Source organism: Vibrio hyugaensis (genome assembly GCF_002906655.1).
Lineage (GTDB): Bacteria > Pseudomonadota > Gammaproteobacteria > Enterobacterales > Vibrionaceae > Vibrio > Vibrio hyugaensis.
On sequence record NZ_CP025795.1, the window covers coordinates 842,773 to 854,186 of the forward strand.

Below are 11,414 nucleotides of genomic sequence, written 5' to 3' on the forward strand. Positions count from 1 at the left end.
AACGATGAAAAAACTCGCAACTCTTATCTCTGCTGCACTTCTTTCTTCAACCGTATCGGTAGCGGCGCAAGCTCAAGATACAATGGCGATTGTAGTTTCTACACTGAATAACCCGTTCTTCGTAACGATGAAAGACGGTGCAGAAGCGAAAGCGAAAGAACTGGGATATGACTTGATTGTACTGGACTCGCAAAATGACCCGAGTAAAGAACTGTCAAACATCGAAGACCTAACGATTCGTGGCGTAAAAGCAATTCTGATTAACCCAACAGATTCAGACGCTGTGTCAAACGCGATTCGTATGGCGAACCGTTCTAAGATCCCTGTGTTGACACTAGACCGTGGTGCAAGCCGTGGTGACGTAGTGAGCCACATCGCTTCTGACAACGTAGTTGGTGGTGAAATGGCTGGTCACTACATCATGGAAAAAGTAGGTGAGAAAGCGAAAGTTATCCAACTAGAAGGTATTGCAGGTACGTCTGCAGCGCGTGAGCGTGGTGAAGGTTTCATGACAGCAGTTAAGGGTAGTAACATGGAGCTACTAGCAAGCCAACCTGCTGATTTTGACCGTACTAAAGGTCTGAACGTAATGGAAAACTTGCTTGCAGCGAACCCAGATGTTCAAGCGGTATTTGCTCAGAACGATGAGATGGCACTGGGTGCGCTTCGCGCAGTACAAGCATCAGGTAAAGACGTTATGATCGTTGGCTTCGACGGTACTGATGATGGTATCGCTGCAGTTAACCGTGGCAAGCTAGCTGCGACGATCGCACAGCAGCCAGATCTTATTGGTGCGTTGGGTGTAGAAACTGCAGCGAAAGTATTGAAAGGCGAGAAGGTTGAGGAGTACATTCCTGTTCCGCTTAAAGTTGTGACTAAGTAAGTTTAACGTTCGACTCAGTGATTCTTCTTTGTTGAAGATAACGGAATGACCCAGTAAATGTGCTGGGTCATTCCAAACAACGAAAGCGGTACGTTAGAAAATTAAATCTTGCTGAATGGTAATACGCATACGTTTTTTCAAAGAGCGTAAACCTATTACTCCTGTTCAAATATAAAGGGTTCAAACAGAACCGAGGATAACCGTATGAATAAGTTAGTGGTGTTAGGTAGTGTAAACGCTGACCATGTTCTTCAAGTGCCTTCTTTCCCTCGTCCAGGCGAGACGCTGCATGGTCGCAACTATCAAGTTATCCCAGGTGGCAAAGGTGCCAACCAAGCTGTGGCGGCAGCTCGATTAAACGCCGACATCGGGTTTATTGCGTGTGTGGGTGATGATTCATTCGGCATCAACATTCGCGAGAACTTCAAAATGGATGGCATCGACATCACTGGTGTGAAGATGCAGCCAAACTGCCCAACGGGCATTGCCATGATTCAAGTGGCGGACAGCGGCGAGAACAGCATTTGTATCTCTGCAGAAGCGAACGCAAAGCTGACTGCAGAGGCGATTGAGCCTGATCTAGAACGCATTCGTCAGGCAGATTACTTGTTGATGCAACTAGAAACGCCAATGTGCGGTATCGAGAAAGCAGCGCGAATCGCGAAAGATGCAAAAACTAATGTGATTCTGAACCCAGCGCCGGCGCGTGAATTGTCGGATGAGTTGCTATCTTGCATTGATGTTATCACACCAAACGAAACCGAAGCTGAAGTGCTAACAGGTGTGATGGTAACAGACGATGACAGCGCACAAGAAGCGGCGAACATCCTGCATTCGAAAGGCATTGAAATCGTCATGATCACGCTCGGTGCGAAAGGAGTTTGGCTGAGTCAAAACGGTCGTGGTGAAGTCATTCCTGGCTTCCGCGTAGAAGCAACAGATACCACAGCGGCGGGCGATACGTTTAATGGGGCATTAGTCACTGGTTTATTGGAAGACTTACCTTTAGAATCAGCGATTAAGTTTGCCCACGCAGCAGCGGCGATCTCAGTCACTCGCTTTGGCGCGCAAACCTCCATTCCAACCCGCAAAGAGGTTGAGGAGTTCCTTGAACAACAATAATCAAAAGGAGAAATAACATGGCAACGATGAAAGACATCGCAAAACTGGCAGGGGTTTCCACTTCAACTGTGAGCCATGTTATTAACAAAACTCGCTTTGTCAGCGAAGAGATCTCGGAGCGCGTTAACAACGCTGCCAAAGAGCTCAATTACTACGCGCCATCGGCTTTGGCGCGTAGCCTCAAAGTGAACCGCACCAAAACCATTGGTATGCTGGTGACCACCTCAACCAACCCATTTTTTGGCGAAGTCGTAAAAGGCGTCGAACGCAGTTGTTACCACAAAGGCTACAGTTTGATTTTATGTAACACCGAAGGCGACAACGAGCGCATGCGTGAGTCGATTAATACGTTGCTGCAAAAGCGCGTCGATGGTTTGATTTTGATGTGTTCATCGTTAGAAGGGGAGCGTATTGATGTCTTCGAGCGTTACCCAGACATTCCAGTTGTGGTGATGGACTGGGGCCCAATGCTGTTCACAAGCGATAAGATCCAAGATAACTCGCTTCGTGGTGGTTATCTTGCAGCTAAATACCTTATCGACTGCGGCCACCAAGAGATTGGTTGTATTACCGGTCCACTAATCAAGCATCAAGCACAAATGCGCTATGAAGGATATAAGCGCGCAATGATAGAAGCTGATCTTGAGTTCAATGCGAACTGGATTGTGGAATCTGACTTTGAATGTGAAGGTGGCTATCAAGCCTTTAAGAAAATGGCCGCGCGGGGAATACTACCAAGTTCTATTTTTGTCTCAAACGATATGATGGCGATGGGTGTAATCAACGCAGCAAATGAACTCGGTATTCAAATCCCAGAGCAGCTTTCTATCATAGGTTACGATGATATTCACATTGCTAAATTTATGTCGCCTTCTCTGACCACTATTCACCAGCCTAAATATCGCTTAGGTCAAGCTGCTGTCGAAACACTACTGCGTAAATTAAACGACAAGTCTGATGAATCGCAGGTTGTTCAATTGGAACCAACATTGGTTGAACGTAAAAGTGTGAAGTATCTCTCCTAGCTGAAAATTTATTTATTATCAATAAGTTATGTTTCTATGCTTTTATTGGTAGTGCTTTCTATAGGGATTTGGAAAGTAAATGCCTTCTTTTTGCATAATAAGCCCGACAAAGTGTGATTTTTTGCGAGTAAAGTGAAAGATTTCGTGTAGAAATACACAAGAAAGCTTATTATTAGAAGGGCCTATAGATAGATTTATAAATTATTGTAGTGAATGGAAATTTTTATGTTTGTTAAGAGATACGCACAGTATTCAGTCAAGAGACCGTGGTTTCATCGAATCAATATTCTCTTAGTATTATTGGTGTTTGTAGTGAGTGCTTATGAGTTGCTCGAAAACGAAGAATTCATTTACTTATTGGGTGTCGCTTTTACCTTTTTAGCTACTGCATTATTTGCATCTGCGTCATCTTTCAAAAAACGCTACTTAGGGCACGAATCCTAACGTCCTTCTGCTTAGATGAGCAGAATTCGGTTACTTTAAAGCAAGTATTGGTCTGATTTATGATCGGATACATCAAAGGGAGGACAAAAGTCCTCCTTTATGTATGTTGCTACGCCATAAGATGAGCGCATTCCAAGCACAATAATAAAGGACATACTCATGGACTTACTTGCCCTGTTAGACATCAACAACACCCTCGTTAACATTCCTATTGGTGATGGCTATGCAATGAGCTGGATCGAAGCCTTTGGTACGGTTTTCGGTCTGCTTTGTATCTGGTTTGCGAGCCAAGAAAAAACCATCAACTACTTGTTCGGTTTGCTGAACGTGACACTTTTTGCCGTTATCTTTTTCCAGATTCAGCTTTACGGATTGCTTCTGCTACAACTGTTCTTCTTCTGTGCCAACATCTATGGCTGGTATGCATGGACAAGACCAAATGCACAAGGTGAGACTCTTGAGGTGCGTTGGTTAAGCAAACAGAAGCTGATCGCGACAGGCTCAGTCAGTGTTGTTACAATTGCGCTGTTAACGATTTTTATTGACCCATTCTTCTTTGCGCTAGCAAACATCGCTGTTGATACGTTGAATGTGTTCGGTGCTGGATTAGCTGAGCCAGTATTAGAACCTGATGCGTTCCCGTTCTGGGATGCAACCATGACGGTGCTTTCTATGGTTGCTCAAATCTTAATGACCCGCAAATACGTTGAAAACTGGATCCTGTGGGTGGTTATCAACATCATCAGTGTTGGTATCTATGCAACACAAGGTGTGTACGCTATGTCGGTTCAATATGCGATTCTGATGTTCATCGCAGCTAACGGCACGAGAGAATGGGCACGCAGCGCGAAACGCAATAGTGAGAAAACGCTAACTCAAGCGACAGCGCAAGGTTAAGCCAATGATGAAACAACCTCATATTGGCATAGACAGCACCCAGATTGCGCCACGAGTCATCGTGTGTGGTGAACCAGACCGAGCAAACCGCATTGCTGCACTCTTCGATAACGCCAAATTGGTCTCTGAAAACCGCGAGTATCGGGTATTTACGGGGACATACAACGGTCAGCGAGTCTCAGTGTGCAGTACCGGAATTGGCGCGCCATCGATGATCATTGCCGTTGAAGAGTTGAAACAGTGTGGCGTGACAGATGTTATTCGTGTGGGATCGGCTGGCGCAATGCAGTCTGGCATTCGACTCGGTGAACTTATCGTCGCAGAAGGTGCGGTAAGAGACGAAGGTGGTTCAAAAGCTTACGTTCGTTCTTCTTACCCTGGCTACGCGAGCTTTCCGCTGCTGAAAGCATTGGACAGCTATTTGGCAGGACAAGACGCTCGTTATCATTTGGGTGTGGTTCGCTCTCATGACAGCTTCTACACCGATGATGAAGAAGCGATCTGCCAATATTGGAACAAGAAAGGGATTCTTGGGGCGGATATGGAAACTTCAGCACTGTTTACCGTGGGGCGCCTCCGTGGTCTAAACGTTGCTTCAATTCTGAATAATGTGGTCCTTTATCAGCAAGATGTGAAGGAAGGCGTAGGGCAGTACGTAGACGAAGCGCAAGTGATGATGGACGGAGAGCGTTTGGCATCTTATGCCGCTCTGGAAGCCTTGGTCGCGCAAAGCTAACTGGATCACAGCTCAACAAATTTCTAAAGCGGCACTCTGTGTCGCTTTTTTATTGGCTGTTATCGAACCAGCCTAGCGAGTACAATTTATTTGAGATAGTTGCTACTAAAGAGAAACTCACGTGAAAATAAGCCCTTACCAAAATGGACGTTTCAAAAGCTTTCTAGAGCAAAAAAGCACGGAGTTTCGTGACCTTATCTATCAATGCCAAATTGGCAGCCGATATTTTGACTCTGGTGAAGAGATTCTCCGTCAGGGTGAGCAGCTTAAGCACCTTTACGTTGTGCCCGTTGGCCGAGTTTCAATGAGCATCATTGCCGCCAATGGCCGTCGATTTCAACTTGGTGAAGCGAACTGTGATTATCATATTTATGGGGAGATGGAGTACTTCACACAGACGCCTTGTCAGTGGAATGTGGTGGCAGATGAGCACATGCAGGTCGATATCATCTGTATTCAAAAGCTCACTGAGGCGTTACATAGCCGACCAGAGATGATGTTCTTTTTTGCGTCTGCGTTAGCTGAGGACTACCAAGATTCGATGGATATTTACACCAACCGCTTATTACACCCCATCACCTACAACATTGCTTATGATTTGTTGGTGCAAAAGCAGGCTAATACTCTATTAGGTGGGTTCGGTAAAGTAAACCAAGAAGCAGAGCGATTTGGTACATCGGGGCGCGTTTATCGCCGAGCGGTAAAAGATCTAATGGATAAAGAGTTGATTCGAAAGGGTGAACAGGGTCTAGAGATTGTGGATGAATCGGCGTTAAAAGCTTTTCTCGACGCGTACGAATAACCCGCGACAGGAGCGCGGGTTATGGTATTTACCTTTTTCGGTTAGTACCGAGTGCTTAAAATACGCAGTGTTTTGCAAAATCAGAGGCTTCGTTAGCTGTCCATTCACCTTTTGGTTTTTCCTTCATGTCGTTACACCATGCTTCGCTACCTACCTCGGTACATGCCATCAATTGCGCTGCTACAAAAATCATCAAAGCTAACTTCTTCATTTTCTAATCCTTTTTAGTGAGTTGTTTGAAATGAAGTATAAGCATTCAATGGGGTGATAAATATGAAAATTATAGTTTTGAGCTTTTCGTCTCAAATTCGATATAGACCAAGTGTAATTTGTTGATTTATTAAGCCAATTTAGAAGTGTAACGAATGTAAAGTTGTTAAATAATCAGTTGAATGCCTGAGTGAGTAACGATATATTGCGAATGCGTATGATAACGGATCTCATTTAAGGCTTGAAATAATGGAAAAACTCGTCAGTGTGGCTCTTTTTTTGCTGCTCACAATCTCTCCCGCTTTTGCTGATACCGTCAAAATTGACCACTTCATGGGGACAACAGAAATAGAACAGTCGCCAAAACGGGTGGTTGTTATTGGTTTTGGTCCATTAGATATGATGGATAGCTTTGGTATCGACCCTGTTGCGGTTTCTAATGCCTCTCATCTTCCTAAGTACCTTTCAAAATACAGCAAAGACAACTACACCTCGGCAGGCAGTTTATTTGAGCCTGATTTCGAAACCATTTATATGCAAAAGCCGGATTTAATTTTGGTCGGCCCTCGTGGTTCTGCAAAATATGATGACCTGAGTGAAATCGCTCCGACCGTGGTATTGGCCGCGGGTGAAAATGAGGATTACTGGACCGGTACCAAAGCGCAATGGCGCAACTTCGGGAAGATCTTTGATATTGAGGGTAAAGTTGAGCAGAAAATCGAGTCGCTAGACGCTCAATTTAAAGCGATACGTGATTACAACAAAGCCAATAATAACGACGCTTTGACGATCTTGAGTATTGGCGACAACATCAGCGCGTTTGGTGAAAAGTCTCGCTTTGGTGCGATTTACACGGACTTTGGTTTTAAGGAAACCGTGAAAAACCTTAAAACAGGCACACACGGCGACGTCATTTCTTATGAATTTATTCGCGAAGCCAATCCGAAAAATATCTTAGTGATCGATCGCAACTCTCTACATGCAAAATCGGATAACGATCTAGCCAAAGCGTTGGATAACGATCTGGTTAAAGCAACTTCGGCTTACAAGAACAAGAAAATTACCTTCCTAGACGTTGATGCTTGGTACTTAGCAATGTCCGGCGTAACGGCAACGGAAAAGATGGTGAGTGAAATTAAACACACGATCGATCTGTAAGCGAAGCTAGCTGAGGTTAACTTTGAAAAAGTTATTGCTTGTTCTTATTGTTCTAAGCGTCGCATCGTTGTTTGTTGGGGTGGCAAATATGACGCCCCAACAGTTGTTTTCAGGTGATGCAAAAGCACTAGAACTTTTCTTCACTAGCCGCATTCCGCGTTTATTTGCCATTCTTCTTGCTGGGGCGGGGCTGAGCATTGCTGGATTAGTGATGCAACAAATCAGTCAAAACCGATTCGCTGCACCGTCAACAACAGGCACCATTGAATGTGCCATGCTCGGTTACGTAATGAGTGTGGTGTTTTTTGGTAATGGCGAGCGGTTATGGCTTGTCTTTGCTGTCTCCATTCTTGGCACTTTAATGTTTGTCCAGTTCATCCAGCGGATTCAATTCAAAAGCGTTGTATTTGTTCCTTTAGTCGGCATCATCTTTGGCAACGTTATTGATGCTGTTACCACCTTTATCGCCTACAAATACGATGCGCTACAAAGCCTGTCAGCATGGAGTGTGGCAAACTTTGCCAACATTTTGCGCGGTGATTTTGAGCTGCTTTATATTGCAGTACCTGTTGCGATTTTGAGCTATCTATTTGCGGCGCGTATCTCTGCCGTTGGTATTGGTAAGGACTTTGCAGTAAACCTTGGTCTTAACTACCAACAAGTGGTGACGTTAGGTGTACTCTTGGTATCCGTGATGTCAGCGAGTGTGGTGATGATAGTTGGGCAACTTCCATTTCTTGGACTTATCGTGCCAAATTTAGTCAGTTACTTCTACGGTGACAATCTCAAACGTAATATCCCGTTTACTGCCATGTATGGGGCGATCCTTGTGCTTGGCTGTGACCTCGTTAGCCGTTTGATTATTTTCCCTCATGAAATGCCGATTTCAATCGTAATTAGTATTTTGGGCGGTGTTGTGTTTATCGCGATGTTGTTGCGAGGTAAACCGAGTGCGTGATTCAAAAAAACTTCTCTTATTGACAGCCATTGCACTGCTTTTCGCGTTTTTGTTTATCGGTATTGGCTTAACCGCCGACAACTACCAGTACTTTTTGTCACGACGTGTACCTAAAGTGTTAGCTATGGTTTTGGCGGGTGTCGCTATTGCACAATCTTCGTTGGTGTTTCAAACCATCACTCATAACCGAATTCTAACCCCAAGCATCATGGGGTTTGATGCACTCTATATTTTGACTCAAGTGCTGATTGTTCTGCTGTTTGGGGGATTGAGCGCACTCGTACTCAATGTCTATATCAACTTCTCTATTGCCGTATTGGTTATGGTGGGCTTTTCACTGCTGTTGTTTGGGTTCTACTTTTCAAAAGGCGGACGCAACCTCATTACTTTGCTGTTAGTCGGGCTGATCTTTGGGCAACTATTTAGCAATGTTGCGGTGTTCTTTTCGCTTTTGATGGACCCAAATACCTTTGCGTTTGTGCAATCTAAGCTCTACGCCAGTTTCAACAATGTGAAGGTGAATTTGGTTTATCTCAGTTCGCCAATACTGCTATTGGCATGTTGGTTGTTGTATCGCATGCACCGCACCTTAGATGTGTTTTGGCTGGATCAAGACAACGCAAAGAGTTTGGGTGTTGATGTGCCAAAAGTAACGCGCAACGTTTTTATTCTGTCTGCGGTTCTCATTGCAGTTTCCACCGCTCTTGTTGGTCCCATCATGTTCTTTGGTTTGTTGGTGACTAACTTGAGCCGTGAGATGTTCCGCTCTTACCAGCATCGCACCCTGCTAGTGGGTTGTTCATTGATGGCGATTTGTGCCTTGTTATCAGGCCAATGGATTATTGAAAACGTATTTTCATTCGAGACGACGCTTAGCGTAGTGATTAACTTTATTGGTGGTATTTACTTCTTGTATCTACTGCTGAAAAACAAAGTTGTATAAACATGATTATTATAGATAAATTAACCAAAGCATTTGGTTCCAAAAAAGTCGTTGAGGAAGTGGATACCCAATTTGAAAAAGGGAAAGTGACATCGATTATTGGTCCGAACGGCGCAGGAAAGAGCACCTTGCTGTCGATTGCGTCGCGATTGACCGAGCGAGATGGCGGGAGTGTCATGATCGATTGCAAAGAGATTGCGGAATGGGACACCAAAGAGCTTGCGAAAAAACTCGCGGTGTTGCGCCAAGCGAACACGATTACGATGCGTTTTACCGTAAAAGAACTGGTCTCGTTTGGACGTTTCCCTTATTCGAAAGGTAACTTATCCAACAATGATCATGCGATTATTAACCAAGCAATTGACTACTTAGATCTGAAAGAAATTCAAGATAAGTTCTTAGATGAATTGAGTGGTGGTCAAAGGCAGTTGGCGTTCATTGCGATGGTGATTGCCCAAGATACGGACTACGTTTTTCTTGATGAGCCATTGAACAACCTTGATATCAAGCATTCGTTGCAGATCATGAAAGTGGTTCAACGTCTTGCCCACAATATGAACAAAGCTATGGTGGTGGTGATTCACGATATTAACTTTGCGGCTTGTTATTCTGACGAAATCCTAGCGTTAAAGAAGGGCAAAGTGGTTGCAAGTGGCAAGGTGGAAGAGGTGATTCAAGCATCTACGCTAGAAGATATTTACGAGACGCCTTTCAACATCATTGAGCTCAATGGTAAGCGTATGTGTACTTACCACTAAGTCTATTTTGAGGCTTTGGCTAGCTTATTTAGTGAGTTCGTCAATGATTGGGCAGTGGCTTTCAGCATCTCCAGGACAAGCAGATACCCAACTCTCTAACTGCATTTTAATCTCTAAAAGATGCGCGATCTTTTGTTCTACTTCTTGAAGTTTATCCATCGTACGTGCTTTTACTTCGCTACTTTTACGATGTGGATTATGCGCTAACTGAACAAACTCTTTGCATTCTTGTAGTGAAAATCCTGCGTTTTTTGCTCTGGACACGAGATTGAGCTCTTGGATGTGTTTGTCAGAATATTCGCGATAGCCTGAGTCGCTACGAGCTGGCGGGGAGATAATGCCTTTCTCTTCATACATACGGATTGATTTAGAAGAGAGCCCCGTTAAAGTAGCAACCGCACCAATATTCATAGTTCGCCCCTGTATTTGAGATGTTGTTTTTCGCGAGTATATACCCAAGCGCAATTTATCTAAATGAAATTGCCTCCCAAAAAACAAAAAAGCCCGTAAGTTAGACACTTACGGGCTCTCTCAATTCATTTGACTAGGCTTCTTCAGGCGCTAGGCTTTTTTTTTCCTGCTGCATTTTCGCTAGGAAGTACACGTTAACACATGCAATAAAACCGTTCGTTAGTACAACTGGCCACGAATCAATCATTAGACCATATGCAGTGAACAGTGCACAGCCGATGAAGTTTAGGATACGTAGTTTAACGATGTCTTTCATAGTTAGCGAGATCGCAACCATGATTGAAGCCGCGTAGCCCAAAATCTCAACCATATTCATTTCCATTATTTGACCCTCTTAAATCTGCCGAATTCTCTCGGTACCTATTCTTCTCATCTTGAGATTAATGAGGAAGCTCCATGCCTCGAATGGTCTTGTTTATTTTGATAAATGAACTATAGCAATGGAAAAATCGTGATGAAAGCCTCAAATCAAGGTTAAGAGAAGGTTAGCGATTACGCAAACGTTTAGGAGTGAAATTATTGATAATTTTACTTATTGTGTTGATTGATAATAACAATTGAAATGATTGATAAAACAGAGTTGAAGCTGCGCTTTCAATAACATATATTTACGAATGAGAATTATTATTAATTAAGTTTGTTTTATGCCTGTTGCGATTAGTTTTCTGTTTTCATTTGCTTTGATGATGCGTACCAAACCTCATTCTTGGGGGATTGCGATACATGTTCTAACTCATGTCTTAATGTTGGTTTTGATTCCTGCGGATTACGTAATCCAATACTTGATGGTCATGTTTTTCTCTTCTCCCTTTCTTATTCGGCTTGCTAAGCAGTCTCCTAGTTATGACATCTTGTTTGCGTTTTTACCGCTATTGATTGGTACCGGCGGGTTAGTGTTAAGTTATTAAAATTTTGGCATTACCTGTTTTCATCGAGAACGACTAAACTTTCTTAATAAGCTATTATTTTCATATGCTTGGTTTGCTTTTTATGCCGGTTTGGTTGTC

Annotated in this window: 15 protein-coding genes; 12 read left to right on the top strand and 3 right to left on the bottom strand. The window is 43.6% G+C overall.

Annotated elements, in window-relative coordinates:
- Positions 1 to 4: 4 nt before the first annotated feature.
- The 7 genes from rbsB (at position 5) to C1S74_RS21040 (ending at position 5,909) form a co-directional block, all read left to right on the top strand.
- Positions 5 to 883, top strand: coding sequence for a ribose ABC transporter substrate-binding protein RbsB (gene rbsB / locus C1S74_RS21010; RefSeq protein WP_005435748.1), 879 nt, complete (start codon positions 5 to 7; stop codon positions 881 to 883).
- 204 nt (positions 884 to 1,087) lie between these two features.
- A complete protein-coding gene (gene rbsK, locus C1S74_RS21015) occupies positions 1,088 to 2,005 on the top strand; it encodes a ribokinase (protein ID WP_045404104.1) in 918 nt (305 codons plus the stop codon).
- A gap of 17 nt (positions 2,006 to 2,022) precedes the next feature.
- Entirely contained in the window at positions 2,023 to 3,030 is a 1,008-nt protein-coding gene (locus C1S74_RS21020) for a substrate-binding domain-containing protein (RefSeq protein WP_045404106.1), read from the top strand.
- Positions 3,031 to 3,255: 225 nt separating this feature from the next.
- On the top strand, positions 3,256 to 3,474 hold the full coding sequence (locus C1S74_RS26930) for a hypothetical protein (protein ID WP_045404108.1): 219 nt from the start codon (positions 3,256 to 3,258) through the stop codon (positions 3,472 to 3,474).
- A 159-nt stretch (positions 3,475 to 3,633) separates the two neighbouring features.
- On the top strand, positions 3,634 to 4,371 hold the full coding sequence (gene pnuC / locus C1S74_RS21030) for a nicotinamide riboside transporter PnuC (protein ID WP_045404110.1): 738 nt from the start codon (positions 3,634 to 3,636) through the stop codon (positions 4,369 to 4,371).
- Between the two features lie 4 nt (positions 4,372 to 4,375).
- The gene (locus C1S74_RS21035; RefSeq protein ID WP_045404112.1) at positions 4,376 to 5,107 is read left to right on the top strand and encodes a nucleoside phosphorylase; all 732 of its coding nucleotides are present in this window, start codon (positions 4,376 to 4,378) and stop codon (positions 5,105 to 5,107) included.
- A 121-nt stretch (positions 5,108 to 5,228) separates the two neighbouring features.
- Positions 5,229 to 5,909, top strand: a complete 681-nt coding sequence (locus C1S74_RS21040; protein ID WP_045404114.1) for a Crp/Fnr family transcriptional regulator — start codon at positions 5,229 to 5,231, stop codon at positions 5,907 to 5,909.
- Positions 5,910 to 5,964: 55 nt separating this feature from the next.
- Here C1S74_RS21040 and C1S74_RS21045 read toward each other — a convergent pair whose 3' ends face one another.
- The gene (locus C1S74_RS21045) at positions 5,965 to 6,120 is read right to left on the bottom strand and encodes a DUF3012 domain-containing protein (protein WP_082037683.1); all 156 of its coding nucleotides are present in this window, start codon (positions 6,118 to 6,120) and stop codon (positions 5,965 to 5,967) included.
- A 248-nt stretch (positions 6,121 to 6,368) separates the two neighbouring features.
- Here C1S74_RS21045 and C1S74_RS21050 point away from each other — a divergent pair, with 248 nt between their 5' ends.
- The 4 genes from C1S74_RS21050 to vctC are packed head-to-tail and all read left to right on the top strand — an operon-like array spanning position 6,369 to position 9,936.
- Positions 6,369 to 7,277, top strand: a complete 909-nt coding sequence (locus tag C1S74_RS21050; RefSeq protein WP_045404116.1) for a siderophore ABC transporter substrate-binding protein — start codon at positions 6,369 to 6,371, stop codon at positions 7,275 to 7,277.
- Between the two features lie 22 nt (positions 7,278 to 7,299).
- A complete protein-coding gene (vctD, locus tag C1S74_RS21055; RefSeq protein ID WP_045404118.1) occupies positions 7,300 to 8,235 on the top strand; it encodes an iron chelate uptake ABC transporter permease subunit VctD in 936 nt (311 codons plus the stop codon).
- Positions 8,228 to 9,178, top strand: a complete 951-nt coding sequence (gene vctG, locus C1S74_RS21060; protein WP_045404120.1) for an iron chelate uptake ABC transporter permease subunit VctG — start codon at positions 8,228 to 8,230, stop codon at positions 9,176 to 9,178. The genes vctD and vctG overlap by 8 nt, the downstream gene beginning before the upstream one ends.
- Before the next feature lie 2 nt (positions 9,179 to 9,180).
- On the top strand, positions 9,181 to 9,936 hold the full coding sequence (gene vctC, locus C1S74_RS21065; protein ID WP_045404122.1) for an iron chelate ABC transporter ATP-binding protein VctC: 756 nt from the start codon (positions 9,181 to 9,183) through the stop codon (positions 9,934 to 9,936).
- A 24-nt stretch (positions 9,937 to 9,960) separates the two neighbouring features.
- On the opposite strand, the gene cueR is transcribed toward vctC, so the two are convergent.
- Both cueR and C1S74_RS21075 read right to left on the bottom strand, forming a co-directional pair.
- Entirely contained in the window at positions 9,961 to 10,347 is a 387-nt protein-coding gene (gene cueR / locus C1S74_RS21070; protein ID WP_045404124.1) for a Cu(I)-responsive transcriptional regulator, read from the bottom strand.
- 133 nt (positions 10,348 to 10,480) lie between these two features.
- The gene (locus C1S74_RS21075) at positions 10,481 to 10,729 is read right to left on the bottom strand and encodes a YgjV family protein (protein WP_005431786.1); all 249 of its coding nucleotides are present in this window, start codon (positions 10,727 to 10,729) and stop codon (positions 10,481 to 10,483) included.
- A gap of 322 nt (positions 10,730 to 11,051) precedes the next feature.
- On the opposite strand from C1S74_RS21075, the gene C1S74_RS21080 reads away from it, so the two are divergent.
- Entirely contained in the window at positions 11,052 to 11,315 is a 264-nt protein-coding gene (locus C1S74_RS21080; RefSeq protein WP_045404126.1) for a hypothetical protein, read from the top strand.
- The last annotated feature ends 99 nt before the right edge of the window (positions 11,316 to 11,414 follow it).